The organism is Streptomyces sp. NBC_01669 (assembly GCF_026339735.1).
Lineage (GTDB): Bacteria > Actinomycetota > Actinomycetes > Streptomycetales > Streptomycetaceae > Streptomyces > Streptomyces yanii.
Genome location: NZ_JAPEQG010000002.1, coordinates 89,182 through 115,319 on the forward strand (window position 1 = coordinate 89,182; position 26,138 = coordinate 115,319).

Here is a 26,138-nt window from a genome sequence, read left to right on the forward strand (position 1 = left end):
GTCTGGCCGTCTTTCGCGTAGCTTGAGGATGGGTGCAGCGATTCCAGCTCCCCAGTGAGCTCTTTCAGCGTTGCCTCTCCAAGGTGAGGATGGCTGCGGCAATTGACGACATTCGATTCGGGCTGCATCGGGACCGTCGGAGAATTCGCCAGGACTTCAGCCGGGCCACGCCACGCTCGCCGGGGGCCCGCGCTTGAGAGAGCGCGCGGTTGACCGTCTGCTGTGTGGGTGACAGCTCCCGGCCGGGTCGGCGGTTGGCTGGCGTGGACACCCACGGTCCGGCGCCCTGGTAGGCCCGGTCGGCCAGGATGGGCACGCCCGGACTTTCACAGATCCTGATGACGCGATGGGCGCGGGCAGCGGTCAGGTCGTGGCAGCGGCCCGGAAGCGCTGGCGAGGCCCATAGCACCTGCCGGTCGGATCAGTCATCACCTGCACGTTCGCCCCGTGGCGGCGGTGCTTGGAGGAGTAGTCGGCGCGTCCGTCCCCCACACGGTCGCATTCCGTGAGGGTGCCATCGAGCAGGAGCAGTCAGGGTCTGCCTCACGCAGGGCGCGCAGCAGTCCGGGCGCGCGGTCGGCGAGCAGATGGATCACCCGGCCGTTTAGGCGAGGGCGGTACCGACGGAGATACCGAAGCCGGCAGCGATCTGCGCGAGGGTGTCGTGTTTACGCAGGTACACCAGCGCGACCAGGGCACGCTGGTGCGGCGGGAGCTTGCAGCAGCGGTCACCCTCGCGGGTGACGATGAACATGGTGACCCACTCGACCAGCGCGTGAGGCAGGTCGAGCGCGGCTCGATAGGGAACCAACGGGGCTCCTGCACAGTGAGTTGAGATCGAACATCTCCTCAACGGCACAGAAGTCTCTTGCCGCGTGTGAACATCATCGTTCGAGCAGTTGGAGTAGTTGAGGCCAGCTGTTTTCCATGGACTTTTCGTTCGCCGCGCGGATGCCACCGCCGTTGGCCCCAAGAGGCAGGTAGGGGAAGCCTCCGATGCCGTGGCCAGCCTTCGGGTAAGGCAGGGCCATGGCCCTGCGGCCAGAGGCGTTGGGCTGCTGAGCGATCGATTGGGCGGAAGAAAGCGATCCCCCACCGAGTCGGCCCCACCCGCGACGGCCAGTACGGTCCCGCGGACGTGGTTGAGCGGAATGGGAACAAGGTTCAGGCTCTTGCCGCCCTTGGTCCAGGCGGCCTGTGTCCCACAGCAGTTGGCGGGATAGGCGCCGTTGGTATTGCGCGCATCAGGGGGCTCACGTCCGGTGAAGAGGTGTCACCAACCGTGCCACCGAAACGCGCGGCATGGCCTGGTCGGGGCGGGCCGCGCGAACACCAGGTCACCGTCAGCGGGCCGCTGCCGGGCAACCCCACCCGCCAGCACCGCAGGAACGAAGGCTTCGACCGGAACGACTTCCAAATCGACTTCGCCCGCCGACAGCACCTGCCCTCGCGGCCAGGTCAGCCAGGGCTGGCACGGCCCCTACCCGACCTCCTCGCCCACTGCCGCACCCCTGATCGTGGCGCGGTTCACTGAAGCTTCGCCAACTTCGAACGTGCTGGTCGGAGGGGCTGGTGTGGTGCTTCTTTGGGATGCTCACGCTGATCGCGGGCGACAGTCTGCGCTCTTGATCATCTGACACGGTCAGCGGTTGACTTCGAGGTCGGTCAGGACGAGCAGTGCTCGCAGGAGGGCGGTGGCGCGGGCCGGGTCGGTGCGCAGCTTGGTGAGGATGCGCCACGCTTTGAGGTTTGCGAAGCCGTGTTCGACGGGGGCGCGGGCGGCGGCCAGGACGCGGTTGGCCTGCTTCTGGCCGGGGGTGAGCTTTCTCGCCCGGGTGGCCTTGTAGCCGGTGACGATGACCAGGTCGTCGGGGTCGTCAGGCTTGTCGACGCCGAGGAAGCCGAGGTCGGCCAGGGCACCGAGGCCGGCGGCCTTGAGGTGTTCGACGATCTTGTCGCGGCGGGCGGCGGTGGCGTCGTGGGTGCGTCCCGGCCGGCAGGCGGAGATCCAGATCAGTCTGCCGTTCTCGTCGGTCAGGGCGAGGAAGTGCAGGCCGTGGCGGTGGTGCTTGCCCGAGTAGTAGGGCCGGTCGTCTTTCCCGGTGCGGCGCACGGTGGGAATCAAGGTGCCGTCGATCAGCACCACCTCACCGCCCCGCCGGGCTATCTTGCGCAGGGCGCGGTCCAGCCGTTCGGCCTTCGCGGCGAGCAGACCGATCATCTCGTCGCGCCAGCGGCGCAGCGTGGACTCCGCGACGTTGTTGCCGCCGGCCAGATCCAGCAGGCGCTGGTCGTGCCGCAGCATCGCCAGCACGAGCACCGCGATCCGGCCCGGCGGCAGGATCCGAAACGGGGAGCGGATCGCCTTCAGACGAGTCCGTAGCAGGTCGGCGAGGTGGACAACAGTGCTCGTGGACACGGGCAGGCGGCACTGATACACAAGGGAGACGGCGTCCCCGGCGCGTTCTTTGTTATTGCTCACACGATCTCAACGACCGCCGGGGGCGCCGCAGTTACGTCCCACAACCGGCCATCCTCACCCGGGCCGGAGGGCCCGCGGCGCTGGTTAACTAATTGAGTACCGGCGGCCCCGCCTCGATGCGCCGCAGCACCGGAGCCAGGCAGTCCACATCGGGGCCGGGATCGAGTTGCCGTTCGTCCCACCAGGTGGCACCCGCGTCGCGCAGCGGGCCGATCACATCCTTGGCCTTGGCAGCGTCCGCCGGAGTGGCGCCGCCGACGACGAGGTCGAAGGGTCGCTGGGCGTCGCCTTCTCGATGACCGCGCACATAGGTGATCAACTCCCGCACGTCCTTGGGGTCCGGCGGGTATCCATGCAGGGCGTTCTTGAACAAAGGCACCGCGCCGTCCCACCGCGCGGCCCGTCGCATGGGCGGACGGTTCGGCCAGAATCCTCCGATCCACACCGGCGGCCGGGGCCGCTGCACGGTGGCGGGCTGCAGGCTCACGTTCCGCGCCTGGTAGTGCCGACCGTGATGGTCGACGGCCTCGCCCGTCCAGAACCGCCCCAACAACTCCAGCCCTTCGTCCAGCCGCTCGGCGAGCACACGTCGATCGGTGGAGTCGCCGAAGCTGCCGTATTCGTCCTCGACCGGCCCACCCAGCCCCGCGGCGAAGACGACCCTGCCTCCGCTGAGGTTGTCCAGGGTGGCCACCTGCCGCGCGAGCTGCTGAGGCCGATACCGAGCCACCGGAGTGAGCAGCGTCCCCACCCGGATCCGTGACGTCGCGAGCACGGCCGCGGTCAGCAGCATCCACGCGTCCCCGAAGGGCCGCCCCGAGTACCCCCGGTAATGGACGTGGTCCCAGACGAAGAGCCCGTCCCACCCGGACTCCTCGGCTGCCGCCGCGACGGTTGCCACGTTTCGGGGGTCGGCGAAGTCGCCGAAGTTCGGGATATTGATCGAGAAACGCATCCGGGCATCGTGGGCTATCCCCACCTGCCCAGGCAACGGATTATTGAAGGCGCACGGAGTACCGGCCGTCTGGCTGTTTGCGCAGCCAGCCCCGCTCGGCGAGCCGGGTCAGCTTCCCCCGCAGCGGCTCCAGCTTGCCCCGCACCCCGGTGTCCAGGCCCAACGTCTCGCCGACGGCCCGGGTCACCACCGGCGCCCCGGCCTGGCGGACCGCGGCCAGGATGCGCTGGTACCCCGGCGGCAGCACGGCCTCGTCCACGCCGCCCTCACGGTGCGGGACCAGCAACACCGCACGTCCCGCCACCTGCACCGCGGCCGGTGCGGCTGCCACCCGCTCGCCGGCGAACCGTTCGGCCATGCGCCGCCAGACCCGCTCGGCGACGGCGAGTTCGTCCCGCTCGTCCCGCACCTGATCAAGCTGCTTGACCAGCTGTTCTTCGAGTTCGTCCAGTTCCGCGCGGCGCGCGGCGATCCGTTCCGCGATCTCGGACTCCACCATGAAGCGGAGAGTAAGTGGCGCCGAGGCCGCGGCGCGGAGGAAACCGCAAAGTCGCCCCCAGACACCCCGTCAAATGATGAAGACCGCAGACTCTCACTCACGGCCAGCGTGAGTACGCCCCACACCCCTCACGCCAGCCCCTCCGACCAGCACGTTCGAAGTTGGCGAAGGTTCACTAAAGACCGTGTCCTACGTGGTGAGGCGGACGAGTCGTTTGTAGCAGCACAGGGCGGCGGCGAGACCAAGAAAGGCCAGGTAGTTGCGGGGGTTGCGTTCGACAGCCAGGACATCGTGCGCTCGATGACCCAGCGGCGTCGCCGTAATCGCTCGCTGGACTCGATGCCTTGCGGGCGATGCGTACTCCTATTCGCTTCCAGCGTAGCCATCTGCGCAGGTCGGCGCGGTCATAGTCTGTCCTGGGGCTTCTCGCCGCTGATGGGCATGACGAAGGTCAGGCGCGGCGGCCGTAGGTGCGTGGATCCACGGGCTGCTCGGACTTGGGAAGCCCGCCGACCACGAGACGGTAGGAGTCGATCACGAGCTCCTTCACTAGCTTCTCGTCGATGGTGCCCCCGCCTTCCACCGTGATCCAGTGCCTCTTGTTCATGTGATAGCCGGGGGTAATGTCTGCGTACTGCTCACGCAGGGCTGCGGCGTCGTCCGGATCAGCTTTCAGGATCACGACGGGGCGCCCCGGCATGTCGGTCATGAGCATGAAGACCTTGCCGCGCACCTTGCAGACCTCCCAGTCGGGGCCGAAACGATGCTCCAGGTCGGCGCCAGGCAGTTCCACAGTGCAGTCGCCCGCGATCTTCTGCAGCTCCTGTCCGTCCAAGGTGATCAACTCCTCTATCGATCCGAGTGCCCTGACCGCCCGGCCAAGGCCCAAGGTGGCGTCTCCCGCATGGCCGCCACGAACGACGGCGCCCGCACGCCGGCAACAGTGACGGAAGCCGACGGGGGTACAGAGACAGTTACGCGGGCGGCGCGACGTGGCAAGCTGCTTTCGAACCTCAGGCACCTGGGCGCGGTCCGTCAGCTCCGCCGCGATACCCCATGCCCTACCGTGCTGCGACAGCGTTTCCACTGCCTCTTCAGCTTCTGTCCGGATTTCGGCCGGTAATCACGGCACTGCCACCCCCAGCAAGCACCTGCTGCGTCGTAGCCAGACCAATACCGCTACCACCGACAACGACGATCTTACGGCCCTCGAAGTCTTCACTCATGAAATTCTTCCTTCCCCACTCAACGACGGATTTGTTCTGCTGGCAGTGATCGGTGTGCCTTGTCAGTTCTCGATCCTGACCTGGCGTACATCGAAGGCGACGTAGCCGCTGAAGTCGCGACCGACACGAGTCGCCGCCGACTCCTTGATGTTCGGGTAAGACCAAGCCCCGTCCCTGAGCGCCAGCTCGCCGACCACAACGTCGTGATACTGCGCTCTCCCCTTCCAGGGGCAGGTGTAGGGGGTTGGGCTGTCGCGGAGCGCGCCGGCCGCAACCGAGTTCGGCGGGAAGTAGATATTTCCCTCGATACTGACTACCGCTTCGCTCGCGGCCTCGGCCACGACGGTCTCCCCAACCACTGCCTTCATCAGTCTTTCCTCTCATCGATCCCTTTGCTTGGGCCACATCTGCCCTCGTGTCCGCCCGCGTTAGCCCAGAGGCACCAATCCCTCGCGCCATGGCTCTCCAAGTCGCGATCACCGATTGAGACGCCAGGCTTCAGTCGGGCGTCCAGTTGGTGCAGTCACAGCCAGCTCGCGCATTCGGCCGGAGGTTAGCGTCGGGTGGACTCCGCTTCTTACCCGTGTCTTGACGCTACGGGCGATCGGGGAGACGTGAGCTCATCGGCGTTCGCCAGCCATGCCGAATCACCCTGGCCTGCGGCTGGGTCGCTGTACTCCACCCAGGAGCTCGAGGCAGCACGTCGTGAGGCCGCGATGGGGCTCCTCCGAGGGGACTCCTGATTGCGGCCCGGTAGTCTCAGCCACGAGCCGCCACTCGCGCCGACTCGGCAGCAGCACGATCGGAGTAGCCCGGGTGTCGGGCGTCGACCAGATCGGCATAGGCGGTCGTTCGCGAGAGGTAGTCGACCACAAAGGGGCAGATTACGGTGATCGTGCCCCCGCGGGCACGGATCTCGTCGAGCACCCGCCGCACCAGCGCGCCGGCCACACCCTGGTGCTGATGACTCGTCTCGACCTCAGTGTGCCGAAGAGCGTACCGGTTGGGCTTCAGGTGGGTGTAGTAGAGCCAGCCGACCAGGTCGTCGTCACGGCAGAGCTCAAAGCGGCCTTGATCGATGCTGTCGATCAGCTGCTCGGTTACCGGCACCTGCTCTTCGCCGCTCATCACCTTACCTCTCCAACGTGTCGTCACGCCGACCATTCAAACAGCCCCGCTTCGGACCTTCTAGTCCAGTATGGCGCTTCGCTACTCGCAAAAGCATGTATAAATTGGACTCGGTGGTCCGTTCGCGACTGGTGAGGACTGCTCGGGACCACCGACCGAAGACGAACGAGGCGAGAAGAGAACATGGAGCCATCACCGACCGCCGTTGAGGTGCGCAAGGACGAAACTACCCGCCTCTATGAGGCACTGATCGATGATCAGGTCGTCGGTACCCTGGCCTACGAGACTACCGGCGGACGTGCCACGCTCACCCACTCTTATGTGGACCCAGAGCAACGGCATCGGGGCATCGCGTCTGCCCTAGCGCGCTACGCCCTGGAAGACCTGACTCAAAGTCCGGCCAAGGTTGGCATCTACTGCGGTTTTGTCGCCGACTACGTCCAAGACCACCCCGAGTGGAACGATGCCGTCGACATCAGCCGCTCGGCCTTCATCGCCACGCGCACCGCGCGAGACACGACCAGCGAGCGCTGACGCTACGGAGCACCTGCACGTTGCCATCGAGCCTGAGCTCATCGTCACTTCGACGCGTCGACCGACCGCAAGGCCCGCCCACCCCTGCCTTCCTGAGGACGGACGCGTCTCCGGTGAAAGTGGGTGGGGCAAGCCTCCCGGGCTCGGGAGGCCTGCCCCACCGCGTGCCTGGGCGGCTAGTACTGCAACGGTGTTGGGTGTAGCTCCCCCTGAGGCAAGACTGCCGCCGCCAGTAAACCCGGAGGACAGGAGCGCCCAGGGATGATCGGCAGGCGGTCCGACTGGTACGTCGCCGGTGCCTGCACCTAGGGTTCCGCCCCCATGCACGTCGATGTGTCTGGGGGCCGTGACCGAGCGGTGCCAGCGCCAGACATTCTGGCGTCGCAACTGACGGGCCAAAAGCCCTGAGGTCACTTTTGAGCGCCTTCAGGGAGGTCTGTGATGACGTCAGTTGGTGCCGCATGATGGCTTTGGTGCGCTATCACCGTGTTCTGCGGGCTCACCAGGTGCTGCACCTGGTGTCGCCCATGGTCGTGGGTCGTTTGCCGAACGGCATGCGGCCCTTGGGCATCGTGCTTCTCGTTCATCAGCAGCATGGTTCCTATGCGATAGCCGGTGCGGCCCTGGCCGCGCTGACGATCGGAACCACCGGGAGCGCACCGTTTCGCGGGCGCGCAGTCGACCGATGGGGGCAGACACGTGTGCTGGTCGCCCTCGCAGTGTCCCAGTGGCCGGCGACCCAGGCTTCGGCCTCTGGGGTGCCCACCTTGTTGAGGCAGCGCGCCGCGGCCCAGACGGCTGACTCTTCCTCCTCGCCGCCTACGAGCGCGAACGCGACTGAGCCGCACGCCCCGCACCCGCGCCTCGCCGAACCCGGGGGCGCCCGGCGCCGTCGCCACTTTTCCTCAAGCGGGCCGCGCCTTCGTCACGAGTCCCACCGGTTCTCGGAGATCCGGGCCCGGACGCGCGCTCCCTCGCGCTGCAGCACGATCAGGGCCATGTCGTCGGCGAGCGGCCCGCCCGTATGCGCTCGCAGGTCCGCGCCGATCCTGCGCACGAGCGCATCCGGACGCTGATCGGCCCAAGCCGTCACCCGCTCCACGAGGGGGTAGAAGCTGCCCATGCAGTCCCGGGCTTCGGTGACTCCGTCCGTGTACAGCACCAGCCGGTCGCCCGGGGCGAAACGGAAGGTCAATGGGGCGTACTCGGTCTCCGTCAGGGCGCCAAGACCCAGCGGCGGAGCGGGGACGCTGACTTCCAGGGGCGTGACGTGCCCCCCGTGCAGCAGGAGCGGCGGCAGATGGCCGAAACTGATCAGACGGGCACAGGGCTGGTCGTCCGGGATCTCCAGCACGGCCGCCGTGACGAAGCGTTCACCAGGCCATTCGTCAGGATCCCCGCGGTGCGCCTGGCCCAGGTCCCAGCGCACATCGGACTCCAGATCGGACGCGAGCCCGGACAGAGTGGAGTGCCGGTGCGCGTTGAAGCGGAAGGCACCGAGGACGGTCTCGATGTCCTCGATGGCCCCGAGCCCCTTGCCGCGCGCATCCCCGATGATCAGCCGGGTGGCGCCAGGCGCGCGGAGCAGTGCGTACAGGTCTCCACCGATACGGGCTTCGGTCTGGGCGGCCACGTACGTCGACGCCAGGGACACCGCTCCCGCGCGTCGCGGCAGTGGCCGCAGCAGCACGGACTGCGCGGCTTCCGAGACCTGGCGCACGATGGCCAGCTGGCGCTGATGCTGCTCGCGCAGACGGGTGGCGATCAGGAGCAGCGCCGAGAACAGCACCAGGGACAGCATCTGCACGAGTACGTTCTCGGTGGTCAGCGTGCGTCGCTCGGCTCCCGCGACGACCAGCGCCGCCAGGGCGAGCAGAGCGGTGACGGCAGTACGGCGGGTGTCGGCGAAGGCGGCGGCGAGCGCGAGCGGGATGACCAGCAGATGGGCGAGGTGGATGTCCGACGGCAGGAACCAGTCGGCCACCGGAACCGCCACGATCGGCACGGACCACAGGGTCACCCATCGGTAACCGCGCCATCCGCTCAGTGCCCTAGTCGCCTGCAAAGGCGGTCGGCTCTGCATCATTGTTCTCCCAGGTTCGGAGCGCACGGCAAATGAAGCGCGCCGCTCAGTACGCACACCGAGCTGCAACAGGGCACAGGGCACCGGGAAGAGCAGCCGTTCGTACGTCCACAAACTGCCGTATCCGGCCGCTTCGGCCGTTCTGGCTGCTTCGACCACGTTGCAGATCCACTCCCAATCTCTGGGGCGGACGAGGTCCGAGTTTCACGAAACCTCCGATGTAGTCGTTGGAGTTTCGCGACAAGGCGGGAGAGCCCGATGGGACTCTCCATCCCGCCACCGGGCTGCCGCTGGCGTGGCGTGGCGTGGGAGCGTACGTCCGCTCTCCAGCCGCATAAATGGTGCGTACGAGTTGTCGGTCTTCTCGGGGCACAGGCACTGGCCTCCAAGCGCTTGAGTCGGACGGGTAAGTGGTTTCACGCACTGGCTGGCAGTTGCTGATCAGCCCAGATGATTTTGCCGTCCAGGATGTGGCGGGTTCCCCATCGGCGGGACAGTTGAGTGACGAGGAAGAGGCCGCGGCCGTGTTCGTCGGTGGTGCGGGCGTGTCGCACAAACGGGTGGCAGTGGTTAGCGTCGGAGACTTCACAGGTCAGCATCTCGTGCCGGATGAGGCGTAGGCCGATCGTGCGGTCGCTGTTGCAGTCGCCCTTGCCGTGGATGATGGCGTTGGTGAACAGCTCGCTGACGATCAGCCCTGTGGACTCGGCTAGGTGTTCCAGTCCCCACTGGGTCAGCTGCCGGGCAGCGAGAGTTCGGGCACGGCTGACGACGGCGAGGTCGCTGGGGAACTGCCAAGAGGCAACCTGGTCTGCGCTCAGCGAGCGGGTCCGTGCGAGAAGCAGAGTGACATCGTCGCTCTGCGGCTTGGCCCGCAATGTGTCCACCGCGGAAGAGCACAGATCATCCAGTGTGAGGCCGGGCCGTGCGAGGGCCGCGCGCAAACGGTTCATGCCGGCGCTGATGTCCTGGCCGCGGGCCTCGATCAGACCGTCGGTGTAGAGGGCGAGCACGCTTCCTTCGGCAAGTTCCAAAGTTACGGACTCGAAGGGGACCAGTCCGAGGCCGAGCGGTGCTCCGGTGGGCAGGTCGGGGAAGGTGACGTGGCCGTACGGGTCGATGATCGCGGGCGGGGGGTGGCCGGCCCGCGCCATGGTGCAAGTGTGGGTGACCGGGTCGTAGACCGCGTACAGGCACGTGGCGGCCATCCTGGTGGTGGCCGGGTGCCGGGGGTCGGCTTCCGCCTCGGTGAGACGGATAACCTGCTCGTCGAGGCGGGACAGTACTTCGTCGGGAGGCATGTCCATGCTGGCGAGGGTGCGCATGGCGGTGCGGAGTTGACCCATCTCCGCTGCCGCGTTGATGCCGTGTCCGACCACGTCGCCGACGACCAGGGCGACGCGGGCGCCGGAGAGGGGGATCACGTCGAACCAGTCACCCCCGATGCCGTGGTGACTGTCGGCCGGCAGGTAGCGCCAGGCCACATCAGCGGCGGAGCCGCCTGTAGCGCGGTGAGGGAGCAGCAGCCGCTGCAGGGCGAGAGCCGCGGAACGTTCGCGCACGTATTGGCGGGCGTTGTCCAGGGCCAGCGCTGCCCAGCTGACGAGTTCCTCGGCCAAGAACAGGTCGTCCTCCTCGAACGGCCTGGGGTCCTTCGTCCGCACGAAGACCGCCACGCCCAGCACCGCGCCCCGGGCGTGGATCGGGACGACCATCAACGAGTGCATGGCGTGCTCGCGGAGCTTCTCCGCCCGCGCCGCATCGTGGTGGTCCAGCCAGGTGCCCGGGGATGCGTCCAGTATGGGCTCGAAGTGGGATTTCCCGGAGCGCAGAACACCGGTGACGGGCGAAGTGGGCGGGACGAAGACCGGCTCTCCGCGAACGAACAGGGACTCCGGCGTTCCCGGGTGAATCGAGGCCAGGCCCGCGCGGCAGAAGACGGGGATGTATCCACCCTGTGGGCCGAAATGGGCCAAGGGCTCCTCGCCGAGCGGGACGGACTCCGTCAGGTCGACGGTGGCGTAGTCCGCAAGAAACGGCACGGCGAGGTCGGCCAGTTCCTGCCCGGTCTGCATGACGTCCAACGTGGTGCCGATGCGCCTGCTGGCCTCGCCGAGGATTGCCAGACGCTCTCGCGCCCGTCGGCTGTCGGTGACGTCCACGCTCACGACGCACACACCCAGCGCGCGACCCTGCGCGTCGTCGAGGCGGAAGTAGGACGCCGTCAATATGCGGTTGCTTCGCACATTCGCCGGCAGGAAGGCCTGGTAGTCCACGTTGATCGCCGGGTCGCCGCTCTCCAGCACCTGGCGCATCACTGCCTCCAGCGTTTCGGCCTCCCTCCCGGGCGCCGCCTCCGTCAGCCTGCGGCCCAGCCGCTTGGGGAGAGGGATGCCGTCCTTGGAGCCCTGGGTGTCGTTCACCCGGATGCAGCGCAGGTGCGTGTCCCGTATGACGACACCGATCGGCAGGCGGCTTGGCAGCGGCAGCGTAGCGAGGAGCGGCTCCGCCACTGTGGCCTCGGCCGGCCACGCGGGAAGCAAGGCCTTGTCGGTCGCACAGACCACCCACCACTCCAGGCCGTCCTGCCCGGACAGAGATGACACGCACAGGCGCACGTCGATGCTGCGGCCGTCGCGGTGGCGCACCTGCGCGAGGTCGGACCAGCGGCCCCGGCGGGTGCTCTCTTGTGCGGCTTGTGAAGCCTTTGCTCGGTCGTCAGGGGCCACCAACAGGACACCGGCGGACCGCCCCACCACCTCCGCGGCCGAGTAGCCCACGAGCCGCTGAGCGGCCTGCGACCATCCGACCACCGTCCCCTGCGCGTCGAGGAGAGCTATCGCTGGGCAAACTGTCTCGATGGCCGTCTGAGCCTCGGAGACTGCTGTCTCTGCGTAACTGCCCATTGCTCTTCCCTTCTGTGTCCCCCGGCGATGCGGTCCCCCAGCTGCTCGGCTGTCTAGTGGATGGATAAATTCAGGGCAGGAGTGATCGAGCTACCAGGCACGGCAGCCCACAGCCCATTCACACTGCCCCCGACGGTGGCTGCGGCGGTGGTCTCGGCCCGTCAGACGTGCTCCGGCGGGACCCCTGTCGGGGCCTGGGCGCGGCCAACCAGCGCGTGTGCTCGGTGAAGCGCTGCGGGCTTCCGTGTGCTTTCGTCCGTGTTCATGCCTGCAACGCTACGCACCCGGCGGCACCGGAGTACGGTCCATTTATATGACAAATTCCCAGTCCAATTCTGCGGACAAAGCAAGATCACGATCTATGGAGCTGGAACACTAACCCGCTCCCGAACGTCGCGCCCCGAGCATGCGACGTGGCGCTCCGGCTTCGCGGGGCAATCGGTCTGACAGACGGCGCCCAGGGGCCCGCCTCGCCGTTCGACGCGAAGTGGCCCGGTCTTTTGCTCAGAAAATGGTCCACACATGTGGGCGGACGCGCTCATACGCTCGGGTCATGCCTGCAACAGCGCCCACCCCCGATGAACATCGGTGTCTTCCTCTCAGCCACTGACGTCAACGAGCACTACACCCAGCCGACCCGCGAGTTCGGGGGAGCTCATCGGCAGGGCCGGCCACACCCTGGTGTGGGGCGGATCCGATACCGGGCTGATGAAGGTCGTCACCGATGGAGTGTGGGCGTCGCGAGGACGGCTCACGGGGATCTCGATCGATTCTCTCCGGAAGTGGGTCAGGAAGGACGCCGACGAAATGACGTTCGCCAGGGATCTCGCTGAACGGAAGGCACGGTTGCTCGCCGTGTCCGACGCAGTAGTGGTGATGCACGGCGGCGTGGGCACGCTGGACGAAGCCTTGGAGGTCCTGGAGCTGAGGAAGCACGGCCTGTACGACGAGCCGGTGGTGCTGCTGAACACGGCGGGCTCCCACGACGGGCTGATACTCCAGCTCCGGCGAATGGACGAGCAGGGGTTCCTGCCGTTGCCCCTTGCAGAACTGGTCTTCGTCGCCGACACGGCCGCCGGCGCACTCGCCTACCTGGAGAAGTCCGTTGGAACGGATGGCGAGATCGTGACAGCACGGCTTCCCGCCTGAGAGATCGCGCCGGCTCCGGAACGGGCGGCCTGGCACTTGAGACCGACAGCCCCGGCGCCTCGAATCTCGGCAGGGACGCTCCCGAACCGGACAGAGGCGCGTCCGCTCCGCCCTCGGAACCGCTTCTAGGGCAGCACCCTGCACAGTGCGTCCAGTGCGCCTGCCCACGCGCTGTCCGAGGGCGCCGCGTAGTTGACCACCAGGGCGTCCCGTTCGGGCAACTGCCATCCGCAGTCCGCCACTTCGTAGCGGAACTGCGTCAACCCCCTGATCGCCAGACCTTGCCGGGCCGCGGCCTGGACCACCGAGCTTTCGGTTCCACGCGGGAGTTCGAGGACCGTCTGCAGTCCTGCAGCCATCCCGGTCACACGAATGCCGGGAGCCCTCTGGCGCAGGACCTCGACCAGTTGATCGCGGCGACGCCGGTAGCGCAGCCGCATTGAGCGCACATGACGGTCGTACGCACCCGAGGCGATGAATTCCGCCAGCGTCAGCTGCTCCAGGGCGCTCGTCATGTAGTCGCCGTGCCCTTTGGCCGCCATGATCTCCGGGATGAGTTCCTCCGGCAGCACCATCCATCCGAGCCGTACCCCCGGTGCCAGGGACTTGCTCACGGAACCGAAGTACACCACCCGCTCCGGATCGAGGCCTTGCAGGGCCCCCACTGGCTGACGGTCGTACCGGAACTCCCCGTCATAGTCGTCCTCCAGGATCAGTCCGCCCGTGGCACGTGCCCACTCGACGGCCGCCGTGCGCCGGTCCGGGCAGAGCGCGACCCCCGTCGGGTACTGGTGCGCCGGGGTCATCAGCACCGCCCCCACTTCGCGCAGTCGCGCGAGGTCGTCGATGCGTGCGCCATGGTCATCGACGTAGAGCGGCGGGGTGTGCAGACCGGCGTTCGCCAGCAGGTCGCGATACAGGTCGAGTCCGTAGGCCTCGACGGCCACCCCTCGCACCCGCCGTACCCTGAGCGCGTGCGCCATCAGCGCCAGGCCGTGGTGGAAACCGGAACAGATGACGATCCGCTCCGGCTCGGCGTACAACCCGCGGGCTCGCGCCAGGTAGTCCGCGAGTGCGGTGCGCAGCTCCATCCGGCCGCGGGCGTCGCCGTAGCCGAAGGCGTCGAGTGGCGCGGCGGTCAAAGCCCGGCGGGCCACGGTGAGCCACTGCGAGCGCGGAAAGGTCGCGAGGTCCGGTGCACCGGTCCACAGGCCATACCGGAGACGGGGCTCGTCCGGCCTCGCGCGAGGAGCGTCGGGCGCGGCCCTGTGCGGCTCGACCCGGGTGGCCACCCGGGTCCCGGAGCCCTGCTGGGCGGTGAGCCAGCCCTCAGCGACCAGCTCGGCGTAGGCCTCGACCACGGTGTTACGCGAGACGCCGAGATCCGCGGCGAGTGAGCGGGAGGCCGGCAGCCGACTGCCGGGCGCCAGACGCCCCGTCCGCACGACCTCCCTCAAGGCGTCCGTGAGCCCTGCACGCAGCCCGGGTCCGCGCAGCTCCAGATGCAGGTCGGCGCCGAACGCGGGGGGCGGACCGGCCGCGGAATTGGCCCGGGAATCCGTCATGTAAATGCACCATACTCCGATACCATCGACTGGCCAGTCGTCCCATTGGGCCGCGCTGCACGCCACCGCAGCCTCGTCGCGGTGACGACCGCGCGCCGTGTCGTTCCGCGAGCGTGTTCGCCGCAAGCGCGGACTGGTCCCGCTTCTTGTCATTGGCAGCACTTGGCCCGAGCACTGGGCCACACTCACTACCCCGCCCAAACCCGCTGCTGAAGACCCCCACGCACGAGCCCGCTGCCTGCTGAACGGTCACGCCCCGCCCGTGCCAGTGGCCTTCATCGACGCCGACCTCCAAGCCGTGGCTTTGATGGCGCAGCACGATCCGCGACTGGCGTACGTCGCTGGGCGGGCGGAACACGGGCAGATCAGCCAGTATCTGGCGGGTGCCCCAGCTTTGATAGAGCGTTATCAAAATGTGCCAGCCCTCGCGCGAGCCCTCATCGAAGCGGCCATGGATGCGCATCGACTGGGCCACCCTCCCGGCCTGCCGCTGCCTCTGTTGGAAGCCGCCGCGGAAGGCTATCTCGCCGACTCCCAGTGGGACCTGCTGGAGGACGACTGGTTCGAACAGGCCCTCGCCTACACCGCGGCCCCGCTACACGGTGCCCGCGGCCCGCTCACCCGGATCCGACCCCGTCGTGGCCAGTCTGCACCTGCCCACCCCACTACCGCCTCCCGACTACCTCGAACAACACGGTCGCACTGACAGAGACACCAGCCTCGTCCCGGCTGTCTTGTGGGAAGCCCTCATCGAGCACCACGCCTCCCGTGATTGCCGAACCCTCGCCCGGGCAGCACGAGACCGCGGCCTGCTTCGCATCGCCATGCGCTTCTATGCCATTGCCGCGCACGCAAGCGACAACGACGCCCTCAAGGAGGCTGCTTGGCTGCTGGTGCGGGCAGGGCGGAGGCAGGAAGCGATCTGAACCGCCCCAGTCTTCCCACGCAACGCCTCCGTGATCAGGTGTTGCGACGACCGGTTGAGTCCACCGGGTTTCCATCCGGGTGGTGGTCGATCCACGCCAGTCCGTCCATGTCCAGGCGCTGGCGGGTACGGGTGACGGCTACGTATGCGAGGCGGGCCTCGCTGTCGTCGATCGGCCCGGGAATGGCGCATCCGTTGGCGTCCTTTTGACCACTGCCTTTCGGCGGGGTGAAGTCGTCGGCGATTCTCACGCAGGCCCATTCGCGTCCCTTGGCCTCGTGCGCGGTGGAGACGATCACGTCGGCGTGTTGCTCGGGAGCCAGGCCAGCCAGAGCGTTCAGGATGACGTCGGTGCCGTGCTTGTCAACGAGGTCGACCAGGGCTACAGGTCGCGTCCGGCCGGATCGTGATCTGCGTAATCCTGGAGCTCTCCCCAGGTCGGGAAGAGGAGTAGTTCGGGGTGGGTGGTGCGGCGGCCTTCCTTCAGGTCGCGGGCGGCCAACGCAAGAGCCCGCAGTCCGTCTCCTCCCCCGGCCAGGGCGACCCGTTGTCCGCTGGCCATCATGGCCATGACTTGGGCCATGGCCCCTATGTTGGTGCGGCACAGGACCGCGTCGGGGCAGGCCACGGGGCCGAGTTCGGTGGGCACGGCCGGTGTGCCGGTGAGGCGGATGGGTGCGCCTGCGATGTGCAGCCGGCGGTTGGCTTCGCGGGCGAGGTGGGGGCCGAAGCGGAAGGTCAGGCGGAGGAAGTCAGCCGGTCCCGTTCGTGCAGCACGTACAGGGCGGCCAGGGAGGGAGCGATCAGCACGGCCGCGGTGCAGGCCACAGCGACCAGCACCCACAGGGTCGAGTCGGGAGCGGCGGCCTGGGTCAAGGACAGGTGAGTGCCCAGGAGGTACGGATACTGGGCGACGCCCCATCCGGCGATCACCGTGGCCACGGCCAGCGACGCCAACGGCCGCGGCAGGCGCGGCCGACGGGCTCTGAGTGTTGCCAGGGCTGCGAGTCCGGCTGCGGCGGACACGATCAGCAGAGCCAGTCCGCGGGTAGTGAGTTGGTGGAACAGGCGCGGTGCGTCCGCATGCAGGACGAAGACGCCGGCCATGCAGACGATGCCCACCGCGATGCCTGCCGCCAGTGCCCGCCGCCGGAAGTACAGGTGCAGAGCCTCATCCCGATAGGGGTGCGTGGCAGCCGAGGAGAGGAAAACGGCAGCGAGGTAGGCGCATACGACGACCGCCAGGACACCTCCCAGCACACCGGTGGGGTTGAGCCAACTGGACAGCGGGGCGCCGCCGCCGGCGCTGGGGACGCGGCCGGAGGCGACGGCCCCTGCGATGCCGCCGAAGCAGAACGGCGTCAGCACCGAGGAGACCGCGAACAGGACCCCGGTGAGACGCTGCTGCGCGGTGCGCAGCGTCACTTTGCGGAAGGCGAAGCCGGACCCGCGCAGGACGATGCCGAGTGCCGCGAGGCCGAGCGGGATGTACAACGTCGTGGTGATGGCGGCGAAGGCGGGCGGAAAACCCGTCCACAGCACCACCAGGCAATAGATGAGCCAGGTGTGGTTCGCTTCCCAGACCGGGCCGATGGACCGGTCGATGAGCGAGCGGGGGGCGCTGCCCCGTACGGCTCCGCCCGCGGTCAGATCCCAGAACCCGGCGCCGAAGTCGGCACCACCGAAGACGGCGTAGGCGATGACGCCGGTGAACAGGATGACGCCGATCGCATCGGTCATGGCGTTCGGCCTTCTGGGCTCGCGGCGGAGACAGCAGGGGCTTCGGGGCCGTAGGGGACCTGGACGTCTTCGTCGCCCTCTGCCGCCCATCGCCGGCGCAGGGCGCGCAGAACCAGCAGGGCACCGGTGCCGACGCTGACGTAGATGATCGCGGTCGCGCCGAAGAAGGGCCACAGGTTGCCGTGAGTGGTGACGGCGTCCCGTGTCAGCAGCAGTCCGACCACGGTCCACGGCTGCCGTCCGACTTCGGTGACCACCCAGCCACTTTCCAGGGAGACCAAGGCCACCACGCCCGACAGCGCGGCGCACCGCAGGAACCAGACGTTGGTGGGGACGCGGCGATGGCGCCACCACAGCCAGGCGAACCACACGGACAGGGCCAGCAGAGCCATGGAGGCGCCCACCATGACGTCGAACGCCAAGTGCACAATGCTCACACCCGCGTCGCTTGGGCGCACCGGTGCGGGGATTGCGTCGAGCCCGTCGATATGGGTGCTGGGGCGGAACCCGGCCAGGAGCGATGCCACGTCCGGGATCGGCAGCCCGTAGCGGACCTTCCCGTCGATCAGGACACCGCCAAGTGTTTCGGGGACGTGGTCGCCGGAGTCAGGAAGCATTTCGATGGCGGCGAACTTCGCCGGTTCGGAGACGAATACCTGACGGGCGATCAGGTCCCCGACGAAGATCTGCATGGGTACGGTGACGGCGGCCACGACGAAGCCGATGAGGAAGCCCGTGCGGTGGTAGGCGTCCCGTCTTCCTTTGAGCATCCCCGCCGCGTACACCCCGGCTACGACGAAGCCGGCGACGATGTACGCCGCCAGCAGCATGTGGATCGTCTCGAACCAGAACGCGCCGTTGAAGAACACCTTGGCCGGACTGACGTCGACGATGCGGCCCGCATGCATGGTGATGCCGCCGGGCTGGTTCATCCAGGCGTTGGCAGCCACCACGGCGGCGGCACCACCGAGGCTGGAGATCACCACCGGGACACCGCTCCAGAAGTGGGCCCAGGGCGACAGCCGGTCCCATCCGTAGATGTAGAACGACATGAAGATCGCTTCGAGGAAGAAGAAGATTCCCTCGATAGCGAACGGGAACCCGAAGGCGGCGCCGTACTGCCCCATCAGTCCGGGCCACAGGATGCCCAGTTCGAAGGTGAGTACGGTGCCGGACACGGCTCCCACCGCGAACAGCACTGCGGCAACCTTCGACCAGCGGCGTGCCAGGAGCATGGCCTGCTCGTCCCCGCGGCGTAGTCCTCGATGGTTGGCGAGGAGTATCAGGAAGGTGAAGGCCACACCGAACGGCACGATGATGATGTGGAAGCCGAGAGTGAAGGCCATCTGTTCACGAGCGGGCAGCAACTGCGACGGCTCACCTGCGGACGCCAGCGCCTGCAGCACTACGGTGGTGGCGCATGAGGCTGACGGCATGCCCCGTATCCTCGCGCTCGCTGTGCTCGAGGCGCGTGCCGACACGGCCCCGCCAAGCTCGTTAACCCGAGCGGATCACCCCAAAACCCCCGGCCCCCTGGGGCTGGCGCGGTTCGGGAACCGGCGATGCTCGGAGGAGACTCGGTGAAGCACCCGCAGCTGCATGCCCGTACACCTCAAGGCCGGCCCGGGCCTGGTGGAACAGGGCCGGATCGAAGCTGCGCATGTCGTGTGTCGGTCATGCGTTGGCGACCTAGAAGACTGCTGAAAATCTTTTGCGTTCTGGCCCCGGACCGGCAGGTCCGGGGCCAGTCTTGTGAGCATGCAGGGGGAATGGGCCGGGGAGATGGTCGGGCCGGATGTGTGGGAGACCTGCCGGGAGTTGATCCCGGCAGGGAGTGTGTTCGCTTTCCTGGCCGAGCATCGTGAGGTGCTGTTCCCGCCGGAGTTCTTCGCGGACATGTATCCGTCGGCCAACGGACGGCCGTCGTTGCCGCCGCAGGTGCTGGCCGCGACGGTGGTACTGCAGAGCCTGCAGGGGCTGTCGGACTTCGAGACAGTCCAGGAACTGCGATGTGACCTGCGCTGGAAGGCCGCCTGCGGGCTGGGCCTGTACGACACCGCCTTCGATCCCTCGCTGCTGACCTATTTCCGGCGCCGGCTCGCCCGCTCGGCCGACCCGACGCGGATTTTCACCAAGGTCAAAGAGGTGGTGACTGCCACCGGTGTCCTCAGAGGAAAGCAGCGCCGGGCGCTGGACTCCACCGTCCTGGACGATGCGGTGGCCACTCAGGACACCGTCACCCAGATCGTGGCCGCGATCCGCCGCGTGATCCGTGAGGTCCCCGGCGCCGGCGAGGTCGCCGGCCGGTGGTGTACTGCTCACGACTACACCGACCCCGGCAAACCCAGGATCGCCTGGAATGACGAAGCCGCCCGCGAGGCGCTGGTCGACGCCCTGGTGACCGACGCGCTCAACATGCTCGGCCGTCTGCCCGAGCGTGAGCTGGGCGAGCGGGCCGCGAACGCGGTGGGCCTTCTCGCTCTCGTCGCAGGCCAGGACGTGGAGCCGGCCGAGGACTCCGACGGCCGCGACGGACGCTGGCGTATCGCCAGGCGCACCGTGCCCGACCGGACGGTGTCCACCGTCGACCCCGATGCCCGGCACATCCACAAGAACCGAACCCGCCACCAGGAGGGCTTCAAAGGACACGTGTCCTTCGAGCCAGAGGCCGGACTGTTCACTGCCGTCGCGTTAACCAGCGGCTACGGGCCGGACAACCACGAGGCCGCCGTCGCGCTGGACCTGCTGGCCGACAAAGACCACAGCGAGGGCGAGACGCTGACCGTGCTCGGCGATTCCGCCTACGGCACCGGCGACCTGCGTGAACAACTGACCGCCCAGGGCCACGTCCTGGTGGTCAAGCCGCCGCCGTTGCGGCAGGCCGTCCCAGGAGGCTTCACCATCGACGACTTCCACGTCGACACCGACGCCGCCACCGTGACCTGCCCGGCCGGACAGACCGCGAACCTGGGCTGCACCAAGGCCGACGGGGGCCGCACCGCCCAGTTCAAACGGCTGTGCACCGGCTGCCCACTGCGGGAACGCTGCACAACCTCCAAGACCGGACGGGTTATCAACGTCCACCCTCAGCACGAACTGCTGACCGCAGCCCGCGTCCAGGCCGCCACCGACACCGCCTGGCAGGACGAATACCGCCGATGGCGGCCCCCGGTCGAACGCGCCATCGCCTGGCTCGTCGCCCACGGCAACCGCAGAGTCCGCTACCGAGGCGTCATCGCCAACAACATCGCACTCCACCACCGCGCCGCCGCCCTCAACCTCCGCCGACTGATCAACCTCGGACTCACCCGCACCAACACCACCTGGCACCTCGCCCCGGCCACCCCATGACGAAGAAGGGGCCGCCCGGCCTACGGCCGAACAGCCCCTCAACAAGATTTTCAGCAGTCTTCTAGGGTGTAGTGCCCTCTCTCCTCGGCCGCGGATCACCATGTCCAGGTACCTGACCGCGTCCAGGACGGTGATCCCGCCAGCGCCCGCGGCGGCCCCGGCCAGGAGACCACGCAGGCGCCGGACCCGACCGCTGATTCCTGTCATAGTCCGCTCATCCCTTCACGGAGTCCAGCAGCGCGGGGTGACAACCTCTGCGGGTGTCCCGGCGACGTCGTGCGGACCGCTTCCACCGTCACGAAAGTGAGGTCCGTGAGCAGCGGAGGCGAGCGGCGGCGCCGGTTCGAGGCGACCCTGCGTTTCTGTGGCGAAGTAGAGCTGACGGCGGACAACCTCGAAGCTGGCCTGGCTGGCCCTCTGCCGGGCTCGGGCTGGAACGGATGGCGGTCGGCGACGTGCGCATCACGTCGCCCTGGCAGGAAGTGACGCCACCGCCGCGTGAGCAGGTTGCCGTCCGGCAGCCCTCCCGCGTTCCGGTCGCCTCCCTGCCGGCGACGTTCACGCACCGGGTCACCGGCATGGACGGCGGGGCCTTCTACGGCAGTGACGGCACCGGCTTGATGCGTGTGCGGCTGCGCTACAACCAGCGCGATCTCTCCGGCCAGCTGAAGTTCTGCTTCGACCCGCCCGAGCCCGTGATGCCGCAGGTCATGGCGCCGGAGCTCCGTCTGATCGCCCGCTCCGGGCGCAATCCTGCGGGTCACTACATCTAGGCCGTCTGCCCGTTGGGATGGGCGTTGATCCATGACAGGCCACCAACGTCCAGGCGGTTGCGGGCCCGGGTGACCGCGACGTAGGCGAGACGGGCCTCGGCATCGTCGATGGGTCCGGGCAGGGGACGGCCATGTTCGTCGCATTCGTCGCTGTCCTGGGGCGGGGTGAAGTCGACGGCGACTCTTACCCGGTGCCATTCCCTGCCTTTGGCCTTGTGGGCAGTGGACACAGTCACATCTGCGACGGATTCGTCATCGAGTCGGTTGACGGCTGCGAGGATGGCCCCAGTTCCATGGGTGTCGACAAGATCGATCAGCGGCTGAAGCTCCCGACCGGCCGGGTCGTGTTCGGCATAATCCTGCAGATCGCCCCAGGTGGGGAAGAGGACAAGCTCGGGGTGCGAGGTCCGGCGGCCCTCCTTCAGGTCGTTGGCGGCGTGAGCCAAGGCACGTAGGGCTTCCCCTCCCCCGACCAGCGCCACGCGATGGCCCGCCGCAAGCTGCTGCATGACTTCGTTCATGGCGCCGACGTTGGTGCGGCACAAAACGGCGTCAGGCTGCTCGACAGGACCGATCTCGGTGCAGATCGCCTCGGTTCCTTCGAGGCGCAGGGGTGCGTCGGCGATGGTGAGCCACCGGTTGGCTTCGGCCGCGAGGTGGGGTCCGAAACGGAAGGATTTCGACAGGGTCAGTTGTGTGGCGTGAAAGGTGGTCATCACGTCGCGTGCTCCGCGCCATTGGTAGATGGCCTGTGCGGAGTCGCCGACCATGACCAGCTGGGCGTGGCTGCGCTGGTTGAGGAAGATCTCCTCGACCACGGGGTTGGTGTCCTGTGCTTCGTCCAGGAGCAGGAAGTCGGTGTTGATTTTCGGCTGGGTGAGGGCCCAGATCTTGAGGTAGTGGTCGTGGCCGAAGCGCACGGCGCCGTCGTCGGTGTGCTGGAGGTCCGTCCAGGCTCGGCGGGCGAAGGGCACGACGTGTTGGGCGAGTTGGGTGTGCAGGTCGGGGTCTTCGAGGCCGCGCAGACGGGGGACGTGGCACCGGGTGATGGTGGGGTCGGCGGAGTGGCAGAAGCTGGTCACGGTGCGCAGCGTGGCGTAGGAGAGGGCCTTGGGTGACAGGTCGCGTTCGCCGATGCGGATGGTTTTGGTGATGCCGAGGACTTGGCCTGTCTGCCAGGCAGGTCGTCTGGGGGCATTCAGGCGCCGGGCGTAGTGGTGGCCGGTGGTTGCGAAAGCCAGGGCGTGGGCGGTTTTGCAGGTGACGGTGGAAGGGAAGCGGGCAGCAGCGTCCCGCGCGATGGCTCTGTTGTAGGCGAGGTAGCGGCCGCGGCGGCGGGTGTGGTGGGCGAGAAGGGCGAGGGTGCTGGTCTTGCCGGTACCGGCACCCGCCTGGAGGGCCAGGTGGTCGCCGGCATGGAAGGCGTCGGCGGCGGCGATCTGTTCGTCGGTGGGATTCAGGTTCAGCACCGGGCACTCCGTCGGTGTGCGGGGACGTGGCGAGCTTGCGTACGACAGCGGTCAGCTGCTGCTGGGTGGCGTGGGCAGGAAGTCGTTCCAGGGCGATTCGCCCCTGTGGGCGTTTCCGGCTACGCGCGTACCAGCGCCCGGGTCACGGTGTGCACGAGGTAGATATCGGGCCTTTGGTCGGCTCGTGCTGCGCGCCGCTCGACGGTGGTGTAGTCGCCGGGGAGAAGGCGATGTTGGCCTGCAGACTTCCGTGGCACTCGGCGGCACGGAAGCATAGCTGCGGGTGAAGTTCGGCTGCGCGTGGCCGCCTGTGGTTCTCATGCCCGTGCCTGGGTGCGGTGGCGGAATGTGGTGGGCAGGCGGTTGTGGATGTGCCGGTGGTGCAGCAGGGGGTCGAAGGGTTCCCAGTCGCAGAGTGCGAGGTCGGCTGCGCCCGGGGTGCCGGCGTGGTGGGGGCAGCGTTGGTGGCGCCAGCGCAGTTGTTCCGCGTAGGTGAGGTGAGTGAGGTCGTAGACGGCCATCAGGCCATCTGGGAGGGCGAGTTGTCTGTGTCCGGTGGTGGCGGGGACGAGTGTCCATGTGCCGGCCGGTGCGCTGGGGCTGAGGACGGGGTGGGTGCAGCGGTGGCGTCGGCGGGTCTGGGCTACGCACTGGAGGGTGTCGATGGGCTGGGCGGCGAGGTAGCGGGTGTGGAAGAGCAGCACGATGGGCCGGGCCGGGCGGCAGGGCTCCGGGGCAGTGGCCGGTGAGGCCGTGTCCGGTGTTGGTGGGGTGAGGGTCCCGGTATCGAGGAGTCGGCGGGTGTGCAGGGCGAGGTGGCGGCGCAGGGCGGCGATCTGCGGGGTGAGCGGGGTGGGGGCGGTGCGTGCGGGGCACAGGGCGAGGTGCGGGATGCGGCACCAGGGGGTGCCGTCGTCGGCGGGGTGGGCGATGCCGGAGCTGACGTGCCAGCGGCTGGCTACCGGAACGGCGGTGGCGTCGAGTTCGTGCGGGTGGAGGCTGACGGGGCGGTTGTCGGGGCGGGTGTACCAGTCGATGCGGTTGCCGCAGTCGCGGCATCGGCTGGGCTGGGCGCTGCGTACGAGGCGGGTGGGGCTGTCGTGGGCGACGCGCAGAGCACGTTGGCGGTGGGGGCGGTTGGGGGTTCCGTCCCATCTGCGGCCGGATGAGGCAGTGGAGGACATGGCCGTGAAGGTGACAGGCGCCGCGCCGCCGCCGCGGTGAGCGTGCCGGATTGTCCTGCGGATGGCTCAATGCGGCGGGACTGATGTGCGGTTTCCCGTACGGGAGTTCCCGTCGGTGACTGGATCGGGTGATCCTCAACGGCGGGGCCAGTGGTGCTATTCGGCGGGCTGGGCGGGTGGCTCGTGGCCTTCGCAGAGGGTGGCGAAGAGGTGGTCGACGGACACGTCGAGGGCGTGGGCGAGGGCGTGCCAGGTCTTGAGGGATCCGATGGTGCGGCCCTGCTCGATTTCGATGAGGGTGCGTCTGGCCAGGCCGGTGCGGCGGGCGAGTTCGTCGTAGGTCCAGCCGCGTTCGCTCCTCAGCCGCGCGAGCTCCAGTCGGAGGGCGGTGAGGTTCGGGTCGGGCGGGAAGGTCGTCACTCCCCCATCCGAAGGTGCAGACCCCTGCCCTGTCAGTGCAGACCTCTGCCCTATTTCTGCAGGTGACCGCCCCACGGAAGGGCGGAGGTCTGCACTACGGTGTGCCGCCGACACCCCTCCCCTCACCACAACTCCCAGGGGCGGGTCGGCTCCCGGCTGAAGGCAGGAGGAACGGGCGCCCCATGAGGCTGTGCACCCTGCGCCTACAGGTACGGCGCACCTGGACCGTGGAACTACGCCCGCAGCAGGGCAAAACCGTGCTCTATTGCGCCTTGTGCGCACCACGCGGTCACGCTCTGGCAGCGTCTGCGGCCCGGCCCGCGGTCCTGGCGCACCTGGCCCACCACGCGCGGCGCGATGTGCTGCCCCCGCATCTGCGGACCTGCCAGTGCCACGAACGCGGATGCCGGTGGCATCCGCGCCACCGGGGTTGCGCCGGCCCGGTCCTGCTCGTCCTCGCCCGTGAACGCGGGGGCCGGCTCTGGCGTCTGGCCGACGTCTGCGCCGCCTGCGCGGGCGCCACCCCGGGCAGCGCCATCGTCCCCGACACCGCCATCACATCAACCCCAGGGAGGCTCGATGCCGGCCCCGGTTCCGCCGGGGCGAAGCGTGTCAGGCTGCCCGGTGGTGCCGCTCCGGCGGATCGTGTCCGCGACATGCTCAGCTATCTCGCGGCCGCGCTTCCCCCGGATGTGAACGCAGAGGGCCGACTCCTCGCCCTGCAGTGCGCACTGCGCAGCAACACATCCGGACAGGTACATCTGCCGACCGGACTGCTCCACGGCATGCGCCTGGCCCGAACTCTCGCACCCTGGGACGAACTGGAGGACGCCCGCTGGCTACGCCGCCTGCCGCATCCCACCAAGCAGACGAGGCACAGAACTACCGCCGCGCAACTGCTCGATGCGACCGTCCTCACCCAGGAACCCGCCCGGCACGACCGTCACCAGGCTGCCGACTGGGCCCTGCGTGCGGTCTCCCAGCCACGGCTGCGCACCTTGCCAGCTGCAGACCGTCTGACCGCACTGGTGCTCGCCGCGCACCACTCCCCCGCCCCTGGGCGGACCAGCATGGAAGCAGATCACCTGACCCGCACCTGCGGACTCGATCGAAACGCACTTGCCGCGGCACTCGACCGCCTCGCGGCCGTGAACGCCGTCGGAGCATGGACGTTCGAACCCGTCACGGAAGACGTGACCTGGGACCCGCCTCGGAAGTCGTTACCTCTCTGAACGTGACCGGCGCGTTGTCGCTGGTCAGGCGTCACACATGCTCCCGGTGGTCGGCCGCGTTCCAGTACAGGTGCGCGAGGCAATCACACGACAGGGCACACGAGTTGGACGCAGCAGCAGACCGCACGGAAGACTGCGGCACCAGGGGCCTCCTGATCGCTCGGGCTTCGACACCCACGAGCTGTGCAGGAGGACCTACCTCCATGCCAGGACTGTCGAGAGATCACCCGCCCGAGCCGCCACGGTCGACCCCGCGCTCACCATGATCGGTACGACAACGGCTTCTAGATGTGCAACACGTCCGCTGCGCACGATGAGAGCGCTCACGCCACAGCGATCCGAGGGCTTCCTCAGCGAGAAAGGCGCCATCGACTCATGGGCGACAGGCAGACGTTGCTGAGATCAGACCTCCGTCACCCCGGAACATGTCCCCAGTCCAGCGCGAACCCTATCTGGCAGCACTCTCATGGATCTCTGGCACGGTCAATGTGTCGGAGTTATGGTTGTGAGAAGAGCC

Annotated in this window: 20 protein-coding genes and 4 pseudogenes; 6 read left to right on the top strand and 18 right to left on the bottom strand. The window is 68.1% G+C overall.

Going from position 1 to position 26,138, the window contains the following annotated elements; genetic code table 11:
• Nucleotides 1-64: 64 nt before the first annotated feature.
• The 9 genes and pseudogenes from OG972_RS41275 to OG972_RS41315 all read right to left on the bottom strand — a co-directional run bounded on the left by OG972_RS41275 (nucleotide 65) and on the right by OG972_RS41315 (nucleotide 6,290).
• Nucleotides 65-811, bottom strand: a pseudogene (locus OG972_RS41275) (transposase family protein).
• Between the two features lie 831 nt (nucleotides 812-1,642).
• Nucleotides 1,643-2,482: a transposase family protein gene (locus OG972_RS41280; protein WP_266991307.1), complete on the bottom strand. Its 840-nt coding sequence runs from the start codon at nucleotides 2,480-2,482 to the stop codon at nucleotides 1,643-1,645.
• Between the two features lie 88 nt (nucleotides 2,483-2,570).
• Nucleotides 2,571-3,437: an LLM class flavin-dependent oxidoreductase gene (locus tag OG972_RS41285; RefSeq protein WP_030976813.1), complete on the bottom strand. Its 867-nt coding sequence runs from the start codon at nucleotides 3,435-3,437 to the stop codon at nucleotides 2,571-2,573.
• Between the two features lie 40 nt (nucleotides 3,438-3,477).
• Nucleotides 3,478-3,936 carry a hypothetical protein gene (locus tag OG972_RS41290; RefSeq protein ID WP_266991310.1) on the bottom strand — a complete coding sequence of 153 codons (459 nt, stop codon included), beginning with the start codon at nucleotides 3,934-3,936 and terminating at the stop codon, nucleotides 3,478-3,480.
• Nucleotides 3,937-4,125: 189 nt separating this feature from the next.
• Nucleotides 4,126-4,351: pseudogene (locus OG972_RS41295) on the bottom strand (IS5/IS1182 family transposase); the annotation flags it as partial.
• A gap of 36 nt (nucleotides 4,352-4,387) precedes the next feature.
• A complete protein-coding gene (locus OG972_RS41300; protein ID WP_266991312.1) occupies nucleotides 4,388-4,771 on the bottom strand; it encodes an MmcQ/YjbR family DNA-binding protein in 384 nt (127 codons plus the stop codon).
• A gap of 259 nt (nucleotides 4,772-5,030) precedes the next feature.
• Entirely contained in the window at nucleotides 5,031-5,162 is a 132-nt protein-coding gene (locus OG972_RS41305) for a hypothetical protein (protein WP_266991314.1), read from the bottom strand.
• 62 nt (nucleotides 5,163-5,224) lie between these two features.
• Nucleotides 5,225-5,530, bottom strand: a complete 306-nt coding sequence (locus OG972_RS41310; RefSeq protein WP_266991316.1) for a DUF427 domain-containing protein — start codon at nucleotides 5,528-5,530, stop codon at nucleotides 5,225-5,227.
• A 391-nt stretch (nucleotides 5,531-5,921) separates the two neighbouring features.
• Nucleotides 5,922-6,290 (bottom strand): GNAT family N-acetyltransferase, encoded by a 369-nt coding sequence (locus OG972_RS41315; protein WP_266991318.1) that lies wholly within the window; start codon nucleotides 6,288-6,290, stop codon nucleotides 5,922-5,924.
• Between the two features lie 183 nt (nucleotides 6,291-6,473).
• On the opposite strand from OG972_RS41315, the gene OG972_RS41320 reads away from it, so the two are divergent.
• Nucleotides 6,474-6,824, top strand: a complete 351-nt coding sequence (locus OG972_RS41320; protein WP_266991320.1) for a GNAT family N-acetyltransferase — start codon at nucleotides 6,474-6,476, stop codon at nucleotides 6,822-6,824.
• A gap of 925 nt (nucleotides 6,825-7,749) precedes the next feature.
• Here the strand turns inward: OG972_RS41320 and OG972_RS41325 are convergent.
• Both OG972_RS41325 and OG972_RS41330 read right to left on the bottom strand, forming a co-directional pair.
• Nucleotides 7,750-8,829: a PP2C family protein-serine/threonine phosphatase gene (locus OG972_RS41325; RefSeq protein WP_266991322.1), complete on the bottom strand. Its 1,080-nt coding sequence runs from the start codon at nucleotides 8,827-8,829 to the stop codon at nucleotides 7,750-7,752.
• A 494-nt stretch (nucleotides 8,830-9,323) separates the two neighbouring features.
• Nucleotides 9,324-11,813 (bottom strand): SpoIIE family protein phosphatase, encoded by a 2,490-nt coding sequence (locus OG972_RS41330; protein ID WP_266991323.1) that lies wholly within the window; start codon nucleotides 11,811-11,813, stop codon nucleotides 9,324-9,326.
• Between the two features lie 578 nt (nucleotides 11,814-12,391).
• Here OG972_RS41330 and OG972_RS41335 point away from each other — a divergent pair.
• Nucleotides 12,392-12,962: pseudogene (locus tag OG972_RS41335) on the top strand (TIGR00730 family Rossman fold protein).
• Between the two features lie 125 nt (nucleotides 12,963-13,087).
• On the opposite strand, the gene OG972_RS41340 reads toward OG972_RS41335, so the two are convergent.
• Entirely contained in the window at nucleotides 13,088-14,527 is a 1,440-nt protein-coding gene (locus OG972_RS41340; protein ID WP_266991324.1) for a PLP-dependent aminotransferase family protein, read from the bottom strand.
• A 268-nt stretch (nucleotides 14,528-14,795) separates the two neighbouring features.
• Here OG972_RS41340 and OG972_RS41345 point away from each other — a divergent pair, with 268 nt between their 5' ends.
• The gene (locus tag OG972_RS41345) at nucleotides 14,796-15,233 is read left to right on the top strand and encodes a hypothetical protein (RefSeq protein WP_266991325.1); all 438 of its coding nucleotides are present in this window, start codon (nucleotides 14,796-14,798) and stop codon (nucleotides 15,231-15,233) included.
• A gap of 254 nt (nucleotides 15,234-15,487) precedes the next feature.
• Here the strand turns inward: OG972_RS41345 and OG972_RS41350 are convergent.
• The 3 genes and pseudogenes from OG972_RS41350 to OG972_RS41360 all read right to left on the bottom strand — a co-directional run.
• Nucleotides 15,488-16,191, bottom strand: a pseudogene (locus tag OG972_RS41350) (DNA helicase); the annotation flags it as partial.
• On the bottom strand, nucleotides 16,191-17,192 hold the full coding sequence (locus OG972_RS41355; protein WP_266991326.1) for a cytochrome d ubiquinol oxidase subunit II: 1,002 nt from the start codon (nucleotides 17,190-17,192) through the stop codon (nucleotides 16,191-16,193). The gene OG972_RS41355 and the pseudogene OG972_RS41350, both read right to left, overlap by 1 nt.
• On the bottom strand, nucleotides 17,189-18,628 hold the full coding sequence (locus OG972_RS41360) for a cytochrome ubiquinol oxidase subunit I (RefSeq protein WP_266991327.1): 1,440 nt from the start codon (nucleotides 18,626-18,628) through the stop codon (nucleotides 17,189-17,191). The genes OG972_RS41355 and OG972_RS41360 overlap by 4 nt, the downstream gene beginning before the upstream one ends.
• Before the next feature lie 322 nt (nucleotides 18,629-18,950).
• On the opposite strand from OG972_RS41360, the gene OG972_RS41365 reads away from it, so the two are divergent.
• Both OG972_RS41365 and OG972_RS41370 read left to right on the top strand, forming a co-directional pair.
• The gene (locus tag OG972_RS41365) at nucleotides 18,951-20,543 is read left to right on the top strand and encodes an IS1182 family transposase (protein WP_266982217.1); all 1,593 of its coding nucleotides are present in this window, start codon (nucleotides 18,951-18,953) and stop codon (nucleotides 20,541-20,543) included.
• A gap of 440 nt (nucleotides 20,544-20,983) precedes the next feature.
• Entirely contained in the window at nucleotides 20,984-21,316 is a 333-nt protein-coding gene (locus tag OG972_RS41370; protein ID WP_266991329.1) for a hypothetical protein, read from the top strand.
• Here the strand turns inward: OG972_RS41370 and OG972_RS41375 are convergent.
• The 3 genes from OG972_RS41375 to OG972_RS41385 all read right to left on the bottom strand — a co-directional run bounded on the left by OG972_RS41375 (nucleotide 21,313) and on the right by OG972_RS41385 (nucleotide 24,389).
• Nucleotides 21,313-22,776 carry a UvrD-helicase domain-containing protein gene (locus OG972_RS41375; protein ID WP_266992938.1) on the bottom strand — a complete coding sequence of 488 codons (1,464 nt, stop codon included), beginning with the start codon at nucleotides 22,774-22,776 and terminating at the stop codon, nucleotides 21,313-21,315. The two genes, OG972_RS41370 and OG972_RS41375, sit on opposite strands and share 4 nt — an antisense overlap.
• A gap of 326 nt (nucleotides 22,777-23,102) precedes the next feature.
• A complete protein-coding gene (locus OG972_RS41380; protein WP_266991331.1) occupies nucleotides 23,103-23,969 on the bottom strand; it encodes a DUF6083 domain-containing protein in 867 nt (288 codons plus the stop codon).
• A gap of 156 nt (nucleotides 23,970-24,125) precedes the next feature.
• Nucleotides 24,126-24,389, bottom strand: coding sequence for a helix-turn-helix transcriptional regulator (locus OG972_RS41385; protein WP_266991333.1), 264 nt, complete (start codon nucleotides 24,387-24,389; stop codon nucleotides 24,126-24,128).
• 182 nt (nucleotides 24,390-24,571) lie between these two features.
• Here OG972_RS41385 and OG972_RS41390 point away from each other — a divergent pair, with 182 nt between their 5' ends.
• Nucleotides 24,572-25,621 (top strand): hypothetical protein, encoded by a 1,050-nt coding sequence (locus OG972_RS41390; protein WP_266991335.1) that lies wholly within the window; start codon nucleotides 24,572-24,574, stop codon nucleotides 25,619-25,621.
• The last annotated feature ends 517 nt before the right edge of the window (nucleotides 25,622-26,138 follow it).

Bases quoted from the DNA above. Each gene is read 5' to 3' on its own strand.
- OG972_RS41285 (WP_030976813.1), bottom strand. From the start codon at position 3,437: ATGCGTTTCTCGATCAATATCCCGAACTTCGGCGACTTCGCCGACCCC.
- OG972_RS41330 (WP_266991323.1), bottom strand. From the start codon at position 11,813: ATGGGCAGTTACGCAGAGACAGCAGTCTCCGAGGCTCAGACGGCCATC.
- OG972_RS41360 (WP_266991327.1), bottom strand. From the start codon at position 18,628: ATGCCGTCAGCCTCATGCGCCACCACCGTAGTGCTGCAGGCGCTGGCG.
- OG972_RS41340 (WP_266991324.1), bottom strand. From the start codon at position 14,527: ATGACGGATTCCCGGGCCAATTCCGCGGCCGGTCCGCCCCCCGCGTTC.
- OG972_RS41315 (WP_266991318.1), bottom strand. From the start codon at position 6,290: ATGAGCGGCGAAGAGCAGGTGCCGGTAACCGAGCAGCTGATCGACAGC.
- OG972_RS41355 (WP_266991326.1), bottom strand. From the start codon at position 17,192: ATGACCGATGCGATCGGCGTCATCCTGTTCACCGGCGTCATCGCCTAC.
- OG972_RS41305 (WP_266991314.1), bottom strand. From the start codon at position 5,162: ATGAGTGAAGACTTCGAGGGCCGTAAGATCGTCGTTGTCGGTGGTAGC.
- OG972_RS41380 (WP_266991331.1), bottom strand. From the start codon at position 23,969: ATGTCCTCCACTGCCTCATCCGGCCGCAGATGGGACGGAACCCCCAAC.
- OG972_RS41390 (WP_266991335.1), top strand. From the start codon at position 24,572: ATGAGGCTGTGCACCCTGCGCCTACAGGTACGGCGCACCTGGACCGTG.
- OG972_RS41320 (WP_266991320.1), top strand. From the start codon at position 6,474: ATGGAGCCATCACCGACCGCCGTTGAGGTGCGCAAGGACGAAACTACC.
- OG972_RS41370 (WP_266991329.1), top strand. From the start codon at position 20,984: ATGGCGGTCGGCGACGTGCGCATCACGTCGCCCTGGCAGGAAGTGACG.
- OG972_RS41310 (WP_266991316.1), bottom strand. From the start codon at position 5,530: ATGAAGGCAGTGGTTGGGGAGACCGTCGTGGCCGAGGCCGCGAGCGAA.
- OG972_RS41365 (WP_266982217.1), top strand. From the start codon at position 18,951: ATGCAGGGGGAATGGGCCGGGGAGATGGTCGGGCCGGATGTGTGGGAG.
- OG972_RS41290 (WP_266991310.1), bottom strand. From the start codon at position 3,936: ATGGTGGAGTCCGAGATCGCGGAACGGATCGCCGCGCGCCGCGCGGAA.